Origin of the sequence: Chryseobacterium paludis (assembly GCF_025403485.1) — a bacterium.
Taxonomy (GTDB): Bacteria; Bacteroidota; Bacteroidia; order Flavobacteriales; family Weeksellaceae; genus Chryseobacterium; species Chryseobacterium paludis.
Genome location: NZ_CP099966.1, coordinates 1492392 through 1514914, shown reverse-complemented (window position 1 = coordinate 1514914; position 22523 = coordinate 1492392). Strand labels below are relative to the sequence as shown.

20 protein-coding genes are annotated in these 22523 nt (G+C 34.1%); 7 read left to right on the top strand and 13 right to left on the bottom strand.

What is annotated here, in order from left to right; genetic code table 11:
• Positions 1-16: 16 nt before the first annotated feature.
• From NG806_RS06625 to apaG, 4 genes are all read left to right on the top strand, one after another.
• Positions 17-1057: an SRPBCC domain-containing protein gene (locus tag NG806_RS06625; protein WP_261512427.1), complete on the top strand. Its 1041-nt coding sequence runs from the start codon at positions 17-19 to the stop codon at positions 1055-1057.
• 123 nt (positions 1058-1180) lie between these two features.
• Entirely contained in the window at positions 1181-3997 is a 2817-nt protein-coding gene (locus tag NG806_RS06620; RefSeq protein WP_261512425.1) for a 2-oxoglutarate dehydrogenase E1 component, read from the top strand.
• A gap of 36 nt (positions 3998-4033) precedes the next feature.
• Positions 4034-5293 carry a 2-oxoglutarate dehydrogenase complex dihydrolipoyllysine-residue succinyltransferase gene (gene odhB / locus NG806_RS06615; RefSeq protein ID WP_214824259.1) on the top strand — a complete coding sequence of 420 codons (1260 nt, stop codon included), beginning with the start codon at positions 4034-4036 and terminating at the stop codon, positions 5291-5293.
• An 83-nt stretch (positions 5294-5376) separates the two neighbouring features.
• Entirely contained in the window at positions 5377-5763 is a 387-nt protein-coding gene (gene apaG / locus NG806_RS06610) for a Co2+/Mg2+ efflux protein ApaG (protein WP_251040435.1), read from the top strand.
• Here apaG and NG806_RS06605 read toward each other — a convergent pair.
• The 3 genes from NG806_RS06605 to NG806_RS06595 all read right to left on the bottom strand — a co-directional run bounded on the left by NG806_RS06605 (position 5760) and on the right by NG806_RS06595 (position 8241).
• Positions 5760-6314 (bottom strand): 3'-5' exonuclease, encoded by a 555-nt coding sequence (locus tag NG806_RS06605; RefSeq protein WP_261512424.1) that lies wholly within the window; start codon positions 6312-6314, stop codon positions 5760-5762. The genes apaG and NG806_RS06605 overlap by 4 nt on opposite strands.
• A 68-nt stretch (positions 6315-6382) precedes the next feature.
• Positions 6383-7351 carry a glycosyltransferase family 2 protein gene (locus NG806_RS06600; RefSeq protein WP_214824275.1) on the bottom strand — a complete coding sequence of 323 codons (969 nt, stop codon included), beginning with the start codon at positions 7349-7351 and terminating at the stop codon, positions 6383-6385.
• A gap of 5 nt (positions 7352-7356) precedes the next feature.
• Positions 7357-8241, bottom strand: coding sequence for a lysophospholipid acyltransferase family protein (locus tag NG806_RS06595; RefSeq protein ID WP_214824277.1), 885 nt, complete (start codon positions 8239-8241; stop codon positions 7357-7359).
• Positions 8242-8320: 79 nt separating this feature from the next.
• Between NG806_RS06595 and NG806_RS06590 the strand changes: the two genes are divergently transcribed.
• Entirely contained in the window at positions 8321-8893 is a 573-nt protein-coding gene (locus NG806_RS06590) for a thioredoxin family protein (RefSeq protein WP_261512423.1), read from the top strand.
• A gap of 33 nt (positions 8894-8926) precedes the next feature.
• Here the strand turns inward: NG806_RS06590 and NG806_RS06585 are convergent, their stop codons facing one another.
• The 4 genes from NG806_RS06585 to NG806_RS06570 all read right to left on the bottom strand — a co-directional run bounded on the left by NG806_RS06585 (position 8927) and on the right by NG806_RS06570 (position 14475).
• Entirely contained in the window at positions 8927-10288 is a 1362-nt protein-coding gene (locus tag NG806_RS06585) for an aldehyde dehydrogenase (RefSeq protein ID WP_261512421.1), read from the bottom strand.
• A 43-nt stretch (positions 10289-10331) separates the two neighbouring features.
• Positions 10332-11894, bottom strand: coding sequence for an MFS transporter (locus tag NG806_RS06580; RefSeq protein WP_261512420.1), 1563 nt, complete (start codon positions 11892-11894; stop codon positions 10332-10334).
• 191 nt (positions 11895-12085) lie between these two features.
• Positions 12086-13132 (bottom strand): HlyD family secretion protein, encoded by a 1047-nt coding sequence (locus tag NG806_RS06575; protein WP_261512418.1) that lies wholly within the window; start codon positions 13130-13132, stop codon positions 12086-12088.
• 5 nt (positions 13133-13137) lie between these two features.
• Complete coding sequence (locus tag NG806_RS06570) at positions 13138-14475, bottom strand: TolC family protein (RefSeq protein WP_251040436.1); 1338 nt, start codon at positions 14473-14475, stop codon at positions 13138-13140.
• A 137-nt stretch (positions 14476-14612) separates the two neighbouring features.
• Here NG806_RS06570 and NG806_RS06565 point away from each other — a divergent pair, with 137 nt between their 5' ends.
• Positions 14613-15425, top strand: coding sequence for a helix-turn-helix domain-containing protein (locus tag NG806_RS06565; protein ID WP_261512417.1), 813 nt, complete (start codon positions 14613-14615; stop codon positions 15423-15425).
• A 103-nt stretch (positions 15426-15528) separates the two neighbouring features.
• Here the strand turns inward: NG806_RS06565 and rplI are convergent, their stop codons facing one another.
• From rplI to NG806_RS06535, 6 genes are all read right to left on the bottom strand, one after another.
• Positions 15529-16047 (bottom strand): 50S ribosomal protein L9, encoded by a 519-nt coding sequence (gene rplI / locus NG806_RS06560; protein ID WP_214824294.1) that lies wholly within the window; start codon positions 16045-16047, stop codon positions 15529-15531.
• A 136-nt stretch (positions 16048-16183) separates the two neighbouring features.
• Positions 16184-16486, bottom strand: a complete 303-nt coding sequence (gene rpsR, locus NG806_RS06555) for a 30S ribosomal protein S18 (protein ID WP_007844708.1) — start codon at positions 16484-16486, stop codon at positions 16184-16186.
• 30 nt (positions 16487-16516) lie between these two features.
• On the bottom strand, positions 16517-16858 hold the full coding sequence (gene rpsF, locus NG806_RS06550) for a 30S ribosomal protein S6 (RefSeq protein ID WP_172278518.1): 342 nt from the start codon (positions 16856-16858) through the stop codon (positions 16517-16519).
• 150 nt (positions 16859-17008) lie between these two features.
• Entirely contained in the window at positions 17009-18364 is a 1356-nt protein-coding gene (locus NG806_RS06545) for a chloride channel protein (RefSeq protein WP_214824298.1), read from the bottom strand.
• A gap of 615 nt (positions 18365-18979) precedes the next feature.
• A complete protein-coding gene (locus tag NG806_RS06540) occupies positions 18980-20287 on the bottom strand; it encodes a dihydrolipoamide acetyltransferase family protein (RefSeq protein ID WP_214824301.1) in 1308 nt (435 codons plus the stop codon).
• 63 nt (positions 20288-20350) lie between these two features.
• Positions 20351-21178, bottom strand: coding sequence for an SAM hydrolase/SAM-dependent halogenase family protein (locus NG806_RS06535; RefSeq protein WP_214824303.1), 828 nt, complete (start codon positions 21176-21178; stop codon positions 20351-20353).
• A gap of 380 nt (positions 21179-21558) precedes the next feature.
• On the opposite strand from NG806_RS06535, the gene NG806_RS06530 reads away from it, so the two are divergent.
• On the top strand, positions 21559-22515 hold the full coding sequence (locus tag NG806_RS06530; RefSeq protein WP_214824307.1) for a PhoH family protein: 957 nt from the start codon (positions 21559-21561) through the stop codon (positions 22513-22515).
• Positions 22516-22523 lie beyond the last annotated feature (8 nt).

Sequence of the window (22523 nt, the reverse complement as noted above, 5' to 3'; positions counted from 1 at the left end):
GTCTTACTTTTGTGCGATGCGTTTTTTTAAAATAATTAGTGTAATTGTTGTTTTGCTGGCAGGTGCTTATGCGCTTTCTATGTACTATTTTGTGGAGGACAGTAAAAACTTTAAGATAGAAAAGGAAATAGATTATCCCGTGGATAAGGTGTTTCATCAATTTAATAATTTACAGAATTTCACCAGGTGGAATAATTTTTTCACAAACTCTCAATCTATTGACATTGATTATTATACTCCATATGAAGGAATGGGAAGTGCTATCAGCTATGTCGATCCTAAAAATGATAGAGATGGGGAGATGTTTATCAGATATGAAAATCCTAATCAAACTTTAAGATATCAGCTTTTCGAAGATAAAAATGAAAATCCAACTCTTGTAGATGTGAAATTCAAACCTGTTTCAGCTGAAAAAACGAAAATTACCTGGTACGTTCATACGCCTAAATTATCAGTTTTAAGAAGAGTTGAAAACTTCTGGACTGAAGATCGGTTTGCTGAGAATATTGATAAAAGTATGGCCAGTCTGAAAAATGTTTTAGGAAATAAAGTTGAAAAAGATAATCAAATGGCTGCAATTAAATATGACAGTCTGATGGTTGAAAATGAAGAAGAGAAACTATTACTGGGAATTAATGTAAGTACTTCCAATAAAAAAGATGCATTGTATAAAAACATAGTTATGAATTATAATAAAGTTTATAATTATGTAAGTATGGATTTGGGTAAAAAAGAAGATGAATTTGGATTTCCGATTTTACTTACCGATGCAGATAATTACAAGGATAAGGAAGTTTCTTATTTCCTGGGAATTCCTTTATCCAAAAAAATGGGAATTACAGATAATAACTTTAGTTTCAGATCTGTAAGTCCTACTCAAAATTATATCATTTACTACAAAGGATCTTATGCTGGAAGAGTAAAAGCTATTCAGCAATTAATCCAAAAAGCAAAGAAAGATGAAATGCGTTTTGGTGATATTCGTCAGGTTTTTATCGAACGCCCAATAGAGGATCAGGATGTAAACGTGAAGCTTTCCCTATCCGTCTACAAGTAAATTATTGAAAATTATGTCTTTTATGGTTTTTTTAAGAATCTGAGACTGTCCTAAGTCGGTTTTTTTTATTAAATTTGAGGATTAATTATACAAACAAATTTAAATAATAGATAAACTGTAATAATGGACAGATTTTCATTCCTAAACGCAGCTCATTCTCAGTTAATTGAGGATTTATACCAACAGTACTTAAAATTTCCGGATTCTTTAGAGCCATCATGGAAAGCCTTCTTTCAAGGCTTCGATTTTGCCTTGGAGAACTACGGTGATGAAGATAACATCCAATATATTCAAGCTCCAGCGAATGCTGCCCCGGCAGCACAGCAAATATCTCAGGCGGTATCAAACGGAGAAGTTCCTGAGCACATCAAGAAAGAATTTAAGGTAGTAAACCTTATTGAAGCTTACAGAACAAGAGGTCATTTGTTTACAAAAACAAACCCGGTAAGAGAAAGAAGACATTACACACCTACTTTAGACATTGAAAATTTCGGTCTGAGCAAGGAGGATTTAAATACGAAATTTAACTGTGCTGTTGAAACAGGGATGAAAGAACCTGCAACACTACAGGATATTATCAAGCATCTGGAAAGAATTTATTGTGATTCTATAGGTGTTGAATATACTTACATCAACAACGTTGAAGAGAAAGATTTCATCAAAAAATGGTTACAGGTAAACGAAAACCATCCAAGTCTTTCAGCTAATGAAAAAACTGAGATTTTATTGAAGTTGAATCAGGCTGTAGCTTTTGAAAACTATCTTCATACAAAATTTGTTGGTCAGAAGAGATTCTCTCTGGAAGGAGGTGAAACATTGATTCCGGCTTTGGACCAATTGATCTCAAGATCTTCTCAGTTAGGAGTTGATGAGGTTGTTTTAGGAATGGCTCACAGAGGAAGATTAAATGTATTATCCAATATTTTTGGAAAATCTTACAAACAGATTTTCTCTGAATTCGAAGGAAAAGAATTTGAAGAAGATGTATTCTCTGGTGATGTTAAATATCACTTAGGATCTTCTAAAAAAATCAAAACAGCTTCAGGAGAAGAGGTTTCTATTAATTTAACGCCTAATCCATCACACTTAGAAACAGTGGCCGCCTTAGTAGAAGGGATCTGCCGTGCTAAAGTAGATGATAGATATGAGGGAGATTATTCTAAAATTTTACCAATTGTTATCCATGGAGATGGAGCTGTTGCAGGACAAGGAATTGTCTATGAAGTAGCACAGATGATGACTCTGGAAGGATATAAAACAGGTGGTACTGTACATATCGTTGTGAATAACCAGGTTTCATTTACAACAAACTATGCTGATGCAAGATCATCTACTTATTGTACAGATATTGCAAAAGTTACTGAATCTCCGGTAATGCACGTGAATGCTGACGATGCTGAAGCAGTAGTACATGCTATTCATTTTGCTGCTGATTTCAGAGCAAAGTTTGGAAAAGACGTTTATATCGATTTATTAGGGTACAGAAAATATGGTCATAACGAAGGAGATGAACCAAGATTTACGCAGCCTAATTTGTATAAATTGATTTCTAAGCACCCTAATCCAAGAGAAATCTATAAAGATAAATTAATCCAGGACAGTATCGTTTCTAATGATATCCTTAAGAAAATGGAAACTGATTTCAAAGAACTTTTAGATAAGGACTTTGATGCTTCTAAGGAGATCGAGAAAAACGCAATGGATATCTTTATGTCTGATGACTGGACGAACTATCCAATTGCAAAAAGAGGAGCTATGCAGTCTCCTGTTGATACAAAATATGATTTAGCGAAGCTGAAAGAATTGGCTATTAAAATGTCTACGCTTCCAGCTGATAAGAAATTTATAAGTAAAATTACAAGACTTTTCGAAAACCGTGTTAAAGCGATTGAAGGAAACTCTTTAGACTGGGCTTTAGGAGAGTGGTTAGCATATGCAACACTACTTACTGAAGGTCATAATATCAGAATCTCAGGAGAAGATGTAGAAAGAGGAACTTTCTCTCATAGACATGCAGTAGTAAAAACTGAAGACACTGAAGAAGAATATGTACCATTAAAGCAGGTTTCTGAAAACAGATTTGATATTTACAACTCTCACTTATCAGAATACGGAGTTTTAGGTTTTGACTACGGATATGCAATGGTTTCTCCAAATACGCTAACGGTTTGGGAAGCACAGTTTGGAGATTTCGTAAACGGAGCTCAGATTATTGTTGACCAATATTTGGCAGCAGCAGAAGAGAAATGGAAAGTTCAAAATGGTTTGGTAATGTTATTGCCTCACGGTTCTGAAGGACAGGGTGCAGAACACTCTTCAGCAAGATTGGAGAGATTCTTAACACTTTGTGCAAATGAAAACATGGTGGTGGCTAATATCACTTCGCCAGCTAACTATTTCCACTTACTAAGAAGACAATTAAAATGGACTTACAGAAAGCCATTAATTGTAATGAGTCCTAAGTCATTATTGAGACATCCTAAAGTAGTTTCTCCACTAGAAGATTTTGCAACCGGAGCTTTCCAACCTATCTTGGATGATCCTACTGCAGATCCTAAAAAAGTAGAAAAAGTAGTTCTTTGTTCTGGTAAATTCTATTTCGAATTGCTAGCTAAGAAAGAAGAACTTAATGCTGAAAACATCGCTTTAGTGAGATTTGAGCAAATATATCCATTACAAACTGATGCTATTGAACAAATTTTCAGTAAGTACGAAAATAGAAAAGAATTAGTCTGGGCTCAGGAAGAACCTGAAAATATGGGGGCTTGGTCTTATATCTTAAGAAACTTCAGAGATACAGGAATTCAGGTAATTGCTCCTGTTCCAAGTGGTGCTCCGGCTCCAGGAAGTCACAAGATGTTTGAGAAAAATCAAAATGCAGTGATCAACAGAGTTTTTAATACCAATGATGCACCAACAAAAAGACCTGTTACAGCTTAATTAAATAATAATCAATTAAAAAATAAAAAATACGATATGTCAGTTTTAGAAATGAAAGTTCCTTCACCGGGCGAATCAATAACAGAAGTTGAAATCGCGACTTGGCTTGTGAAAGATGGTGATTATGTAGAAAAAGATCAACCAATCGCTGAGGTAGACTCAGATAAAGCAACTCTAGAACTTCCTGCTGAGCAAAGTGGTATTATTACTTTAAAAGCAGAAGAAGGTGAAGTTGTACAAGTAGGTCAGGTAGTTTGTTTAATTGATGTAGATGCTGCTAAGCCGGAAGGTACAGCTGCTCCTGCTCCTGCTGCAGAAGCTCCGAAAAAAGAGGAAGCTCCTAAAGCTGCGCCAGTTCAGCAAGAAGCTCCAAAACCAGCTGCACAACCTGTAGCTGCTGCTCAAACGTATGCGACAGGAACTCCATCTCCGGCTGCTAAGAAAATCCTTGATGAAAAAGGAATAGATGCAGGTCAGGTTTCGGGATCTGGAAGAGACGGAAGAGTGACTAAAACTGATGCTGAATTAGCTGCTGTTCCTGCAATGGGAAGTGTATCTTCTACAAATGGATCAAGATCTACAACGACAACTAAACTTTCAGTTTTAAGAAGAAAAATTGCTTCAAGATTAGTTTCTGTGAAGAATGAAACAGCGATGTTAACTACCTTTAATGAGGTTGACATGTCTGAAATCTTCAGAATCAGAAAACAATATAAAGATGAATTCGCTCAAAAACATGGAATCGGACTTGGTTTTATGTCTTTCTTTACAAAAGCGGTAACAAGAGCATTGCAAATGTATCCTGATGTAAATGCATCTATCGATGGAGATTTCAAAATAAACTATGACTTCTGTGATATTTCAATTGCAGTATCTGGTCCTAAAGGATTAATGGTTCCTGTATTGAGAAATGCTGAAGATATGACTTTCAGAAGTATTGAAGCTAATATCAAAGATCTGGCTACTAAAGTAAGAGATGGTAAAATCAGTGTTGATGAAATGACTGGTGGTACATTTACTATTACAAATGGTGGTACTTTCGGATCTATGATGTCTACACCAATTATTAACCCTCCTCAATCTGCGATCTTAGGAATGCACAACATCATCCAAAGACCAGTTGCTGTAGATGGACAAGTAGTAATCCGTCCAATGATGTATGTTGCTATGTCTTATGACCACAGAATTATTGATGGAAAAGAATCTGTAGGATTCCTTGTAGCAGTAAAAGAAGGTATCGATAATCCTGTTGAAATATTAATGGGTGGTAACGAAAGAAAAGCATTAGAATTATAAATTTTAAGAAAATTATAATATAAGTTACAATCTCGCCTTAAAAAAGGCGAGATTTTTGTATTTATTTAATCAAATATAAAGTGATGTTCTCAAAAATAACTTCCAATATCAAAGTTTCAGTTGTTCCTGAATATGATAGTAAAAACAGTTACCCCTCTGAAAACCGTTATGTTTTTAAGTATAATATTACAATAGAAAATGATGGTGGTTTTCCTATAAAAGTTCTGAAAAGAAAGTGGTTGATCTTCGACGTAGGCTTTGGATATACAGAAATTATAGGAGATGGGGTCATAGGATTAACTCCTGAGATCTCTACAGGTGAAAATTTCGGTTATTTCTCTAATGTGATGTTACGTTCAGGAGTCGGAAATATGAGCGGAAAATACCTCGTTAAAAACATGGATACCCAAGAAAGCTTTGAAATAGATATTCCAAAATTTAATCTATTGTCAGAGGTCTTGAGTAATTAGAGCTGTTTAATCTTAGTTCTCAAGTAATCATGAATTTCTTCATTGCTGCTAAGAAATAGCTTTTCAAAAGCCAGTAAAGAGATTTTAGCACAGGCTTCTGCATCGTCTCCGGCTCTGTGGTGATTGAAACTGATCTGATGGTATTCAGACAGGTGTTTTAATCCATATTTAGGAAGGTAATTCCATGATTTTTTTGCCAGTTGAATACTGCATAAATAATTGAGCTTTGGTGTAAACATTCCGTAATGGTTAAGACACCCTCTTAATACTCCTGCATCAAAGCTTGCATTGTGAGCAATCATCAATGTGCCGTACATCATTTCTTCAACCTCATACCAGATCTCATCAAAAGTGGGTGAGTCCTTTACATCTTCAGGGACGATACCATGAACTGCTACATTAAATTTACTAAAATAAGGAAAGCTAGGTGGCTTTATGAGCCAGGTTTTAGTTTCCACAATTTGAGAATTTTGTACGATACAGACTCCAAGTTCACAAGCCGAGCTTCTATCATTAGTTGCAGTTTCGAAATCAATTGCACAAAAATCCATTTTGAAATATAAGTTGTGAGTTAAGAGCTATAAGTTATGAATTTAAATTTAATATGAATTATTCCTAATTAAAGAAAATGTTTGAAAATAAGCCATTTACTTTGATAAAATGTGCTTATTTGTCGGTTTTGACGTAATTTCCATGTTTGTGGAAGTTGTGCATAGAAACCAAAATGAGCTCTTACAACTGCCCAGAGATGAGGGAATCCATTTTTAAAACCAAAATAAATACCTGCAATACCATCTAAACAAAGTCGAAAGAAGATAAGCCAGATAAGCTGAGGGAAAGGTAGATTCTTGAGCATCATCGAAAGGTTATTTCTTATATTTAAATAAGTTTTCTGAGCGCTTTGTTTATTCAGAGTACCTCCTCCTACGTGATAAACTGTAGATTGACCTGTATAATATATTTTCTTTCCGGTATTAATTAACCTCCAGCATAGATCGATCTCTTCCTGATGAGCAAAGAACCTGTCATCGAAACCTTTTTGTTCCCAGAAATCTTTTGAACGGATAAAAAAGCAACATCCAGAAGCCCAGAAAATTTCTGTTTCATCGTTGTACTGGCCTTTGTCTTCCTCTACATCATCAAAGATCCTTCCCCTGCAGTAAGGATATCCAAGATTATCAATTAACCCACCTCCTGCACCGGCGAATTCAAAATATTTTTTGTTAGTGTAGGATAGAACTTTAGGTTGGATAGCCGAAATTTCTAAGTCTTTTTCAAATATATTCAAGACTGGATCTATCCAGTTTTCCGTTACTTCAACATCCGAATTGAGTAGGCAGTAATATTCAGCTTGAATATTCTTTAAACCTACATTGTATCCACCTGCAAAACCATAGTTTTTATCATTTTTAATGATTTTTACTATTGGGAATCGACTCTGCAAATACGCTATTGAATCATCTGTAGAAAGGTTATCGATTACATAGATGTCTGCATTGGAAGAAAAACGAACAACGCTTGGTAGAAATTTTTCAAGCCAGTTTTTACCATTCCAGTTTAATATAACAACTGCTAATTTTTTTGACATCTAACCTATATTTTTTCTGAATCAAAGTTTTTAATAGAATCTTTATACTTCCATTTTCTATGTGACCAAAGATAATTATCAGGACGCTTATGTAGGGTGTTTTCTAATAATTTATGGAACTTTTTTACTACTTCATGTTCAGTGAATTTTTCTCCATCCGGGTAAATTCTATGATAATTAACCTGATAAAATCCACGTTTTACTTTTTTCACCTCACAATAGATGAAGGCCAGATCCATTCTTGTGGCTAGTTTATCATAACCAACAAAAACCGGTGTTTTCTGATCAAGAAATTCTAACCCATAATTTACATGTGAAACATGTGGAGTCTGATCAGCAACAAACATATAAATTGAGCTTCCATCATTTTTATTTCTGAAAATATTGAGAATAACTTCATTGGCTTCCAACGCTTCATTGCCAAATTTGTTTCGAACCTTTTTCATTTGTTTTTCCCAAAATTCACTGTTTACTTTCCGGTATACAGGATGGCAATGATCTTGGGGGACAATTTTTGCTAATGCATTTATCCACTCCCAGTTAAAGACATGCCCGGCTAATAAAATAATATTCTTTCCTTCATTCTTAATTTCATGAAATACATCCTGATTGATATGCTGCATTCTTACCCTAGATTCTGTTTCCGAAATACTAAAAGATTTTACAGTTTCTACCAGGTAATCAGAAAAATTGAGATAAAACTTTTTTCTGATATCTGCGATCTCTTTTTTTGATTTCTTAGGGAATGAGTTCGTTAAGTTTTGAGTGATCACCTTCTTTCTATATCCGACGATATAATAGTTCAAAAAGAAAATAATATCCGAAAAAATATATAATATTTTTAGCGGGAGCTTAGAGATCAGGTATAATATCTTGATGAGGAAATTCATAAAACATGCAAATTTAGTAATAATAAAAATATGGTTCTATTTTTGCTTGTAATAAGTATTATTTTTTTACTTTTATGTTATGAAAAAATTGTCAATAACAGCTTTCCTGATTGTAAGTACTTTTGTTTTTTCTCAGGAAACAAAGATAACTCCTGATGCCAAAAATTCAAGAGATAAGGCGTTGTTGGTAAAGACTGATCACGCAGAACTGGATGCTAAGAAAAAAGCAGCTGAGGAAAAAGCTAAGCTACCTAAGCCTTATGACCCAAAAGCTGATGCACAAAAAGATATAGATAAACTTGTTGCACAGGCAAAAAAGGAGAATAAAAATATTATGATCCAGGCGGGTGGAAACTGGTGTATCTGGTGTTTGCGTTTTAATCAGTTTGTACAAACTACTCCTGAGTTGAAACAATTAGTAGATAAGAATTATTTATACTATCACCTTAATTTTTCTCCGGATAATAAAAATGAGAAAGTTTTTGCTCAATATGGGAATCCTGGAGATAAGTTTGGCTATCCGGTGTTTATTATTTTAGATAAAAATGGTAAAATGATTCATGTTCAACAGAGTGATGTTCTGGAGCAGGATAAAGGCTATAGCTTAGAAAAAGTGAAAGAGTTCTTTAATCAGTGGACTCCAAAATCATAAAATAAAACCGAGAATTTTCTCGGTTTTTTATTTTTACAAAAGCTTTTTAATCCAGCTTAGCTTTTTATCAGAATAGGGTGGATATTTTATATTGGGTTCACCCCAGGTTACTTTTTCCAATATTGATTTTTGATGTGAAAAGGTTTCAAAACCATACCGTCCGTGGTAATTCCCGATGCCTGAATTTCCAACTCCACCAAAAGGTAAATTGTCATTGCTTAAGTGCATCACTACATCATTTATACAACCTCCACCAAATGATAATTTTTGCGTGAAAGCCTCTTTCTCTTCTAAATTGTCAGTAAATAAATAGGCGGCAAGTGGTTTCTCCAGATCGGTAATACTAAGCAGAATTTGATTAAAATTGGTAAAAGAAATGACAGGTAAAATTGGTCCAAAAATCTCTTCCTGCATAACATTATCTTCCCAATTGACAGCGGTTAAAATAGTAGGTTCTATATAGAAATTTTCCTCATTGTAATTGCCGCCAAAGTAAATTTTTTCTTTATTGATAAGCTGTATAAGACGCTGGAAGTTTTTCTGGTTGATAATTCTTGTGTATTGATCGGAATTGGGTTCATACTTAAATTCTTTAATGTATTTTCTCAGCATTTCCAGAAACTGTTCCTGAACAGATTCCTCTACCAAAAGATAGTCGGGTGCTACACAGGTCTGCCCGGCATTTAGAAATTTTCCCCATACAATCCTTTTGGCCGCAACTTCCAGATTAGCATCTTTAGTAACTATAGCAGGTGATTTTCCTCCCAACTCTAAGGTTACTGGAGTTAAATGTTCCGCAGCCGCTTTATAGATAATTTTGCCAACCTTGGTACTTCCTGTAAAAAATATTTTATCGAATTTTAGACGTAAAAGGTCTGTTGTTTCATCAATTCCGCCTTTATAAACATAGATGTATTCTGAAGGAAAGTTTTCATTGATGATTTTAGACATTACATTCATTGTATTTCCGGCGATTTCACTGGGTTTTAAAATACAGCAGTTTCCTGCTGCCAAAGCTGCAACTAAAGGAGAAAGTGATAATTGATACGGATAGTTCCATGCCCCGATTACAAGAATACATCCCAGGGGTTCCTGATGAATTTTACTTTTTCCTATCTGATTAGCGAGGTTTGTGGAGACTTTTTTAGGTTTTGAAAGTGTTTTCAGATTTTTTAAATAATAATCAATGTCTTTTAAAACAAAAGAAATTTCTGTTGTAAAAGTGTCAAATCTTGATTTTCCAAAATCGCTCTCAATTGCACGATATAAAAGCTCTTCATTTTGAATAATAAGTTCTTTTAACTTTTCAAGATACATTTTTCTAAATTTTATATTTTTAGTTTTATGTGTTTTGAAAAATGTTTTTTGACCCGCTATTATTTCCTGAATTTTCATACCTCAAATTTTAGGAAACAATGCAAATTTATTGCCTAAAATATTACATGATATTTCTGATAGCAATTTTAACGGGGTGATATAATAATAGGAGCAAGGCTGTAATAAATGCCAGCCAGAATAATCCAGTGAATATTTCCATATTAGACAGTAAAATAGCCTGAGAGGTGATTTTAGCTTTAAATGCTCCTGCTGTCAGAGATAATGACTCATTGATTGGTAATTTAGAGATGTTAGTTCCAAAGATCTGATTCCATTGGGAATAAAAAACAGGATTTGTATCAGTTAGGTTATAACTTAAGCTGTCAGAGTGTTTTAAAGTTAAAAACAGCATTAAATTTTGCATCAAAGCATATCCTATAGCTGTTGTCCAGAATCGGGTAGTAGTCCCCATAGCAGTGCCATTAGCAACAAAATCTTCTGGAAGACCGGCTATTAAAAAAAAGACAAGCGGAGTAAATAATAAACCTTGCGCAATTCCCTGTAAAAATAAAGGTGGGCAAATAGTGGAGAGCGTAGTGTCAGAATAAAAAGTGTAGGTAAACCAAGCACAATCAATCGCTAACAAGAGAAATCCAGTGAAAAATACGATTCTTGAAGAAATGCCTTTCATCAGGCAGATTCCTGATAAAAATACACCTATAAGAGTTCCTGCAACATTCCAGTATTGAACATTAACAATATAATCCCAGGGCCATTTCCAAACAGTAGCCATGATGCTGTAGACATTATTTAATCCGGAACGTATCAGGTAAAAAACAAAAAATAAGATCATCCCGGCAATTACATTTTTAGAGTTTAATACTTCAAAATGGAAAATCGGCCTTTTAGAGTTTCTCTGTTTTAGGATAAATAGTCCTCCGGATATTAAAAAAGTGAACAAACATAAAATAATGGTCTCAGATTCAAACCACATCAATCGTTTTCCGTAGATAATGGCATAAGCTCCAGATTGCAGACAGGTCCATAGTAAAAACCAACTTGTAATATCTAGCTGGTATAAAGGTTTTTTAGGGAAAAATCTGTTTCTGTTAAACAAAGCGATACCAATGATCAAAACAAAAATGTGAAAGTAGACAATCATTAAAATCATGTGCTTGAAATCATAATCCTGGATACTTGATTTTAATAAAGAGGTGGTCACTGTTCCACCGGTCAGCATGATGGTATACATGAAAAGATAAGCGATCACTTTGGCATGTTTGGTTTTCAATTCTGCTATGATCAGGGGCAAAAATATAGCACCTTCCAGAAGTCCGAAAATTCCTTCCAGAAATCTGATAACAAGAATTACATGATAGTCGTTGGTTATTGATAAAATATAAAGGATAATTACAGAGATCGAAGACATCAGTAAAATATAATATTTAACGCTAAAGTAGGCCATGAATCGCTGTAAAACTAAAAGGGTAACCACAAATGTCCCGTACATCAAAATCAATAAGTATTGGATGTCATCCGGATCTACATCCATAAAAGAGGATGTGAAGGCACTATTAGAATGTAGAATAGATAATAACATCAGGTGGGGAAAAAGCGCCAGAATAAGAAGCGGCAATTTCAGCCATTGTGGTACCCATTTATAATAAACTGAATTATGTTGCATTTTTTATAGTATAAAAACGGAAAGGCAAAAGAGCATGAAATGTAAAAGTAAAAGGTAAAATGGTAAAAATGCTTAAAGAAAAAACTCGCAAATTCACGCTTTCGCAGTTTTACCTTTCCGTTAAATATTTATAGTTGTTTAGATGTTTGGCAGCAGGAACTAGATGAATAATTATTCTCAAATCCGCGGTTTTACAGTTTTCTGGCACTTACCAAAACATTCATTCCAGAAAGTAGTTTTTCATTGTCATGGTTATGATCAAGAATAATTTTCACAGGAAATCTCTGTTCTATTTTCACAAAATTTCCGGTAGCATTATCAGGCTTAACCAAAGAAAACTGAGAACCTGATGCAGGAGATATGGAGGATATTCTTCCTTTAAATTTAATATCAGGAAAAGCATCTGCCTCAATGACTACTTCTTGTTTTTGATCAATTAGTCCTAACTGAGTTTCTTTAAAATTGGCAATGATCCATTTTTCCTTACTTACGATTTGAACCAAAGCCTGTCCTTCTTTAATTAATTGCCCTTCCTGGATTGTTTTTTTGCCAACCCATCCATCATAAGGTGCTGTTACCACGGTGTACGATAGGAATAGTTTAGCATTATTAAGACTCGCTGAGCTTTGCTGAATCTGGCTTTTTGCTGGAGCAACTTTTGTTTCCTGTTCATTTGCACCGGCTCGTACGGCATTTTTTTGCTGTTCTAATGCCATGAGATTAGCTTTTGCCTGATCATAAGAAGCTTTTATATTCTCAAACTGTTGTTCAGTTGCTGCGTCTTCTGCTACCAGATTTTTATATCTTTTAAAATCCTGTTCAGTTCTCCAGATATCAATTTTCGCGGAAGCTATTTTAGCATCAATAATCTTGGTGTCACTTTCTTTAGTATTTACACCACTCTGGATGGTTGTAATATTTTCTGAATTAGCATGAAGATTGGCTTCAGCAATTTTTACCTGGTTGATGAATTCACGATTATCAATTATGATTAAAGTATCTCCTTTATGTACAAACTGATTTTCATTGAATCGTACGGTTTTAATAAAACCCGAAACCTTACTTGAAACAGGAGTGATGTATTGTTCAATCTGCGCATCATTTGTCGTAACATTTTTTCTTGAAAAAAGATAAAAACTTACCATTCCCGTAATTCCGCTTATGATGAGAATCCAGGCTAATAAAGTAATCGTTTTGTTGATCCTTTCTTCTTTTTTAGTCAATTGCTTCTTATTCATAATTTTTATAAGTTTCCGATGGTATATTGAAGTTGGTAATATTTTAATTGTCTGTTGATCTTCACAGAAATAAGATTAGATTGGGTTTCCAGATAAGTATTATCTGCATCAATAAGTTCTGTAATCAAGCTTAATTTGTTGGCATATTTTGTTTTGACTATACGATAGTTTTCTTTAGCCTGATTAATAGCTTCTTCCGCTATTTTTACTTTTTGATCGGTCTCTTCGAATTTTTTATAAGCTTCATAAACAGAATGTTTCAACCCCTCTTCCTTTTCTTCGATCTGTAATTTCGCCAGATCTATGTTTTCCTTTGCTTCCTGCATTTTGTATTTGTTCTTATAAAGGCTTTCAATAGGATAGATGAGATTGACTCCAATCATGCCTAAACGATAAGCATATGGCTCTGGTGGAAAGAACATCATATTGGGATATTTAATGAAATATTCTCCTCCTGCCGTGATCTTTGGTAGATAATTTGCCTTTACGATTTTTTGATCCAGTTCTTTTAAAGAAAGATTTTTCTTTGTAATTTCTATGTTTTCATTTTTAACCAATGCTGTTGCCGTTAATTCGTTGATATAAGGGATTTCCGCATGATCAGAAACAAGATCATCAGTATTGGTATGTATTTCCTGATTGTCCGGAATAAAAAGAATTGTTTTTAATTGATGTTCGGCTATTTGGATATCATTATCAAGCTCTGTCCAGCTCATTTTGTGATTGGAAAGTTGCAGAGAAGTTCTCAATACTTCATTAAAAGTAACAACCCCGTTAGCCTTTAAAGCTTTTACCTGTTTGATGTTTACAGAATCTTCCTTCATTTTTTCATTAATAAGATCCTGTTGTTCCTTTAAATGATGGATTTGCAAAAAGGCAGTGATGATTTCCATTTTAAGTTCTCTTTCATCGAGCTGGGTTTTCAATGTTGAAATTTCAGTGTCAATAGATGCTTTTTTCTCTGTATTTTTAATTCTTCCACCCATATAAACGGGAATAGATGCTGAAAGGGTGAAATCATACATTCCATTGATGACATCATATTTAGTAGCTTTTCGAAACACACCATTTTCATGTTGAAAAAGGTTGGATACCTGATTGTAACTAGTGTGAAACTCAATATCCGGGAGTTTTTCCATTCTGAGATCTTTCTCTTTGGTTTCAGACATAGTTTGTTTAAGATGGCTGATCAGAATATTTTTATTATTCTTTAAGCCCAATTCTATAGCTTGTTGAAGACTGAGGTTTTGGTAATTGATCACTTGTGAGTGTAAGAAACTGCTTATCAGTAATAAGCACAACGCAATCCAGTGATATCTGCGCGTGCTAAATATCATTTTCATAAATTAATTAAAGGTTTTTTGCTAAATTGATTTTGATACTGCAAAGGTACGAGCTGTCTGCCTGGACACTATTTGTTAAAGCAGAAAAAGATTTGCTCATTTACGCCAAATAAAAATATTCTCATTACCTTTATCCTATGAATGATAGTCATTTTAAAGCGGTAGAAGAAGAGGATGCAGAATTTTATGTTTTTCACGTTCTTACTGGAAATATAAAAACAGATATTCATAATCACAGTTCTGCACAATTAGTGTATGCAGAAGGGGGTATTGTGCATATTTTTACGGAACTTAAACATTGGTATCTTCCGGCACGATGCTTTATGTGGATTCCTGCTGGAATTCCACATTATATTTTTACATCCAGTCCAAAAGTCGATTTATACAATTTTTATTTTAAAAAAGATAGCGAAGAAAATGGCTTCTTTGATGAAATCAATATCTATTCTGTCAGCCATTTACTTCGGGAGATGATTTTATATACAAAAGACTGGGATGGGAAAATCACAAAAAATGATGGTGCAAAATATTATTTCCTCAAAGCATTAAAAGGAATTTTACCGGAAAAAAGAGATAAGAAGTTGGCATTCCCGGTTCAGCATCCTTTTCCTAAAGATGAAATGTTATTGAGGGTAGCAAAATATATTCACGCCAATCTTGAAAAGAATCTTACCATTGAATCTACAGCCAAAGAATTTGGAATGAGTACCAGAACATTATCCAGAAAGTTTAAAGAGATTCTAGGGATGAATTATGTCCGTTTTTTACGTGCGTTACGAATTACCCGTTCATTGGAATTGATGCTTGAAGGAAAATATAATATGTACGAGATTGCAATGATGGTTGGGTATAACAGTCTGTCTTCTTTCAGTACTATCTTCAAGAAAGTAATAGGAATACCGCCCACAGAATATCAACAGAAGTTGAAAGGAGAAGGGGGTAGGAATTAGAAAAGGAAGGATTTAACGGTAGATTAAAAGCTAGATAAAAATGAAAACAAAAAAACCACTTCAAAGGAAGTGGTTTATATATTTCGGGAAATCCCGTTTATTCTTAAGCTTCTTCTGATTCAGTTTCAGCTGCAGGTTTAGGAGCTTCTACTTTTTTAGGAGCAGCTACAACAGGAGCGTCAGAAACAACATCAAATTCGAAGTTGTATTCAACATTTCTGTGTAATCTGATGATAGCAGTTACTTTACCAGTTCTCTTGATTGTATTTCCAGGGATTTTGATGTATTTCTTTTCTACTTCAACACCAGCTTTAGCAAGAGCTGCAGAAAGGTCAGCATTGTTGATAGATCCGAATAATTTATCACCAGATCCAACTTTAGCAGGAATAGTGATAGAAGTTTTCTTCAATTGATCTACTACAGCGTTAGCAGCAGCAACTAATTTAGCTTCTTCTTCTTTTCTAGCTTCTAAAGTAGCTTCTAAAGTCGCTTTATTTTTTGGTGTAGCTAAAAGAGCAATTCCTTGAGGAAGTAAAAAGTTTCTAGCATAACCTGGTTTTACATTTACTGTATCAAACTCAAGTCCTAAGTTTTCTACGTCTTTTTTTAAGATAATTTCCATTGTTGTTGTCCGTTTTAGAGTTCCGAGTTCCGGGGTTTATATTCCGGGTTTCTCTTTCCTTCGTTAGAATTTATAAATTAATTCAGCAACAAAAGAAGAAGGCGAACCTTCTTCTCTTATTTATTTTTTTGTTGTCTTATTTTAATAAGTCAGCTACGTAAGGCATTAAAGCCAAATGTCTTGCTCTTTTGATAGCAGCAGAAACTTTTCTTTGGTATTTTAAAGAAGTTCCAGTGTATCTTCTTGGTAAAATTTTACCTTGTTCGTTTACGAACTGTAATAAGAAATCAGCATCTTTATAATCTACATGCTTAATTCCAAATTTTTTGAATCTACAATATTTCTTTTCAGATTTTGTATTGATATCAAGTGGAGTAAGGAATTTTACTTCTGATTCTCCTCCAGCTGAGGCTTGTTTAGCCATTTCATCTATTGCCATGTCTTGTCTTTTTTAATAATGGGTTAATAATTAAGCTTTAGCTACTTTTACTTTAGTTCTTCTTGTTACAGCATAGTCAATAGCATGCTTGTCAAGCTTCGTAGTAAGGTAACGGATTACTCTTTCGTCACGTTTGAAAGCTAATTCTAAATCAGCAACGATAGTACCTTCTCCTTTAAACTCGATTAAAGTGTAGAATCCGTTCTTTTTTAATTGAATCGGATAAGCTAATTTTTTTAATCCCCAGTTCTCTTTAGCAACGATTTCGCAGTTTTTCTCTTTTAAAAGAGTTTCAAATTTTTTTACTGCTTCCTCCACCTGTGCGTCAGATAGAACGGGAGTTAAAATGAAAACAGTTTCGTAATTGTTCATAATGTTAAATGAATTTGTTAATTATTTCGAGGTGCAAAATTAGTGAAAGTATTTTAAGTATGCAATAGATCGTGAATATTTGTTAGAACTGAATTAATAATTAAAAGTTATGAATTATCAATTATCAATTATATTCCTTAAGCCTTCTTCTTATTCCTTCTTATTTCTTATTTCAGTTAAGAAATTTACTTTTAATACATCGTATAACGAGTGACGGCTAACTAAAATAGAAAGAATAGAGGAAACCATTCCTGCCAGCATTAAATGAAAAATCAATGAGTGCCTGTCGGTCATTTCAAGAACAATAATGGCCGAGGTAAAGGGAGCCCTTGTAATTCCGGTAAGAAAAGCGACCATTCCAGCTAGGATAACGACGTTTGTTTCATTTTGGGTGAGATGGATGACTCCGGAAATGACCGAGCCAATACTTGCACCAGCTGAAAGGGCAGGAGCGAAAATCCCACCGGCACCACCAGAAGTAAATGATAGAGCAGGCCCCAGCATTCTTAAGATGGGAACATACCAGTCTTCATGTTTATTTTTGGTGAAAAGAACCCGTTCCATGATCTCTTTCCCAGAACCTAAAATCTCTCGGTTAATGAAATAGGCAATGGATGCGATGATAAGTGCACAAGCTACAAGAAAAAATACGTTTGCTCCATCTGTTTTAAGGTTTTTCTTTTTCCAGTCATTCATTTTGAGCATCATAACAGAAAGCTGGCTTGCCAAAATACCTGATACACCTGCTACAAGAACAATGGGAAACATAACCATAAGAGAAACATCATGTGTTTTAGGATAACCCAGGTATAAATAGGAACCGGCTAAGGTTTGAGCGGTTAGGCCAGCAATGATCACAGCAGTAAAAAGAGCTGTTTTAAAGTAGTTGATGTGGGTCTTTGATAATTCTTCCACAGCAAATACAATTCCGCCAAGAGGAGTGTTAAAAGCGGCTGCGAGTCCGGCTGCTGCGCCAGTCATTATCATATTCTTTTTGGATATTTTCGGCCACCATTCAGGAAGATATTCATTGACTTTCCTAAAGATAGAACCTGCAATTTGAATAGTAGGTCCTTCACGTCCAACTGCACCACCGCCAATTACTAATATAACTGAGGAAATAATTTTAAAAAAGATAATTTTAAGACTAAGCAGACTTCTTATTTTTGTGTGTTCCTTTGGATTGGCTAATTCTACAGCCGCCATTACCTGTGGAATTCCACTTCCTTTAGCATTGGGCGCAAATTCTTTAACAAGCCACCATGACAAGACAAAACAGATTGGAGCAATAATGAAGATCATCCATGAATGCCAATTAAAAATTATATTTAAAAGTCCTTCACCCCATGCAAATATTTTAGCGTACATCACGGCAAAAAATCCTGTGATCACTGAGCCAACCCAAAATGGAATAGCCTGAAGCAGGTTGTACTTCAATTGTTCGTTTCGGATATTGTCAAAAGACTTCTTGAGACCTCTGCGGACGATGGTAAGAATGGAACGCATAAGACTAATTGGTAATGTTTAAAGAGGGTACGTTGATTTGAGAAGAGGAATGCCAGTAATTTTTTAACCTCGATACTGGCAAAGAAAAGCATTTGTTTTTATAATCTAATTTCATCATTTAAAGTTTGTTTTAAATGTAATACTAATTCGTTTAACTTCCAATAAGTAGAAGAATAGGTCCATAAATCTTTTAAATGATTATATTAGTTCTGAAATTAATAAAATAAAGATATGTTTGAAGTTTTTAAGAAAAATCCAAATGCATTAGCAATCTTGGTTTGCATATTTTTTGTTATTTCTCATATCTTATTTTTAATAATCAATGGATTTTTGACTAATGAGTTTTTTGATACTTATCACTATCTCGTCTTACTCAATCTGTTTGTTATTCTTTTGGGTGTCATTTTTTCAAAGGCTGGGATAACCAGGATATTACTTCTTGTTTTTTTCTTCTCTGTGTTGATTTTTCTGATTCTTTACGGGGTATTTGCCGTTTGGGTAATTTCGTTGGCAGGTGCTAAGAATTAGGGTATAATGATTTTTACACGTAAAAAAACCTCCGATAAATCGAAGGTTAATATTTTATAATAAGCAATATGAATTATTGCCTATTACTTATACTTCTGTATTCAGATCCCAGTTTTGAAGGTAGTCATGAACATGTTTCAGGAACATTCCACCTAAAGAACCGTCTACCACTCTGTGGTCATAAGAGTGAGACATGAACATTAACTGACGAATAGCAATCACATCACCATCTTTAGTTTCTAATACTGCAGGTTTTTTAACAATTGCTCCAATTGCTAAAATAGCAACCTGAGGCTGAGGAATAATAGGAGTTCCCATTAAATTTCCAAAGCTTCCTACATTAGATATTGTATAAGTAGCTCCCTGAGTGTCTTCCGGTCTTAATTTCTTATTTCTTGCTCTGAAAGCTAAATCATTGATCGCTTTTGCCAAACCAGAAAGAGAAAGTTGATCTGCATTTTTAATTACAGGAACAATAAGGTTTCCATCAGGAAGTGCCGTAGCCATACCAATATTGATGTTTTTCTTTTTAATGATATTATCTCCATTTACAGAAACATTGATCATTGGATAGTCCTGGATTGCTTTTACAATTGCTTTAACAAAAATAGGCATGAAAGTAAGTTTTTCACCTTCGCGCTTTTCGAATAGATCCTTATGTTTATTTCTCCATTTTACAACGTTGGTAACGTCTGTTTCAATGAAAGAAGTAACATGCGGCGCAATATGTTTTGCTTTTACCATGTTCTCAGCAATGATTTTTCTCATTCTGTCCATTGGAATGATCTCATCACCTACTGAAACTGAGATTGGAGTAACAACAGGAGTTGTAGCAACTGGCTGTGGAGCTGAAATAGCTTGCTGAACTGGTGCTGCCTGAGGCTGGCTACCTCTGTTACTTACATATGATAATATATCTTCTTTGGTAATTCTTCCTTCTAAACCACTTCCTTTAATGGATTTTAGTTCAGATTCTGAAATATTTTCTTGTTGTGCAATTGATTTTACAAGTGGAGATAAGTAAAGGTCTCCTGAAAATTCAACATTAGAATTCCCCGTTTTCAACGGTTCTTCAATTGTTTTTAAAACTTGTGTATCCGGAGCAGAAGCTGGAGTTTCAGTTTTAACTTCTTCAGCTGTATTTCCGCCTTCTCCTTCAATTTCTAAAATAGCAATGGCTTCACCAACTTTAGCAACTTCATCCTTTTGCTTTAAGATTTTTATAATTTTTCCCGAAACTGGTGTCGGAACGTCTGAATCTACCTTATCTGTTGCAATTTCTACTACGGAATCATCCTCCTTCACATGATCACCCTCATTGAATAACCAAGTGATAATTGTAGCTTCCATAACACCTTCTCCCATGGAAGGAAGCAATAATTTGTACTCTGCCATTTTTATTTTTTAGATTTTGACAAATATATAAAAAAAATCGGTTTTTTTACGGAATATATAATTTTACAGAAATTCTATGTAAATATTACCGCCAACATTTAATCCAAACAAACTTTTTGCACCATTTTTTTTGCTTCCTTTATAAATGGTAAGCTCCAACAGTTGACTGTCATTAAAAATAGCTGCTGACTGTCCGTGAAATTCAGTCTCCCTTTCCCAATCTGAAACAACCTCAGTGTGACTTGAAAATACTTTTGAAAGACTTAAATTCCTGAATTTGATCGTAAAGTTCTCATGTCCTTTACCTGCTGCTTCAAAAAAATCCTTGCTGATATTTGATATTATATTTCCGAAATTATCAATGTACATGACCTCGCCAATAATCATTTTTTCAGCCTCGTTATAGACCGGTTTTGGAAATAAAAGTTCTTTTACATTTTTTATTTTTCTACCGATCACTTCTGGAAGGCCCCCGTTAGCCAAATGTACTGCTGCCGGCACAAAAATATCTGTAGAAGTAAAATTAATAACATCATCAAACCTGTTATTTAAAGTAATCTCATAAATAGCCTCAGGTTTAATATCAAAAAATACAAGACTTAATAGGCCATTGTCGGCTGCTAAAAAGTAAGAACCATCTGCCTTGTATAAAATATTTCTTCGTGATTTGTGATAAAAGCTGTCTACAGATACGATATGAATGGTTCCTTTAGGAAAATGTTTATAAGCATTTCTTACGATATATGAAGTCTGTATAAGATTGTATGCCTGAATTTCGTGGGTAATATCAATAATGTTAACCTCAGGATTTAGAGAAAGAATCTTGCCTTTCACAGCTGAAACCCTGTAATCTAAATTTCCGAAATCCGAAGTAAGCGTGATAATTGACATTTTTGTAGTTGTGGAATAATACTAGTCTTGCAAATTTATTTAAAATAAAGGAAAATCGGGTGTTTACAACTCATAAAAAATAATAAAAAGAGTAACTGCAAGGCGATTTGATTATATAGCTGCCATCTAAAACAGGGCTGATCTCTAAAATTAGATGAATCCCAGATACAATATGAAAACTGTTATTTTGATACTTGGAAATATAACGACAAACTTAAATTTGTATTTATTTTCAATAAATTTAGAATGAAAATGTATTTTATTTAATTAAGGGTTAAGCAATTGTGTCTTAAAGCCCTTGAGATGAAAATTGTTACTAACAAAATTAATACAAGTTTGAAAAAAAACTCTAAATTTAGATCTAATAAAAAAATGCTTACATGTTTGAATTAACATATGATTTGGAAGATATCGATGTGAAAATCTTCTATGGAGTTAATAACCAATATTTCAATTTATTAAAATCCAGCTTTCCAACCCTTAAAATTACTGGTAGAGATCATTATATCTTGGCAAAAGGAAATCAGGAAGCTTTAGATATATTTAGACAAAAACTTGATGATATTGTTAAATTTATTTCAAAAAATAATTCTATTGAACTTAAGGATGTTGAAAACCTTCTTAATATTAAGGACGAGAACGAAAAACATTTGATCTTTGATCAGGATATTATCGTAAAAGGAGTTAATGGTAAAGTAATAAAAGCTAAAACCACTAATCTTAAAAAACTTGTAAAAGAGACAGAGAAAAAAGATATGGTTTTTGCTATAGGACCTGCCGGGACTGGTAAAACATATACCAGTGTCGCTTTAGCAGCGAGGGCTTTAAGAGATAAAGAAGTTAAAAGAATTATTCTTACCAGACCCGCAGTAGAAGCAGGGGAGAGTTTAGGTTTTTTACCAGGAGATCTGAAAGAAAAGCTTGATCCCTATTTACAGCCATTATATGATGCTCTTAGAGATATGATTCCTCATGAGAAACTGGAAGGTTTTATGGAGAAAAAAGTAATTGAAGTGGCTCCATTAGCTTTTATGAGAGGTAGAACGCTGGACGACGCCTTCGTTATTTTGGATGAAGCACAAAATACAACACATGCTCAAATGAAGATGTTTCTTACCAGAATGGGAATGAATGCTAAATTCATTATTACGGGAGATCCAACTCAGATAGATTTACCAAGAAACCAACAATCTGGACTAAAAGAAGCCATGCGAATTCTTCATGGAGTCAATGAAATAGGTTTTGTACATCTTACTGAAGAAGATGTGGTAAGACATCCGGTTGTGAGAAAAATTATTCTTGCTTACAATGAAGAGGATAAAAGGTTAAGAGATTAAAAGAATGA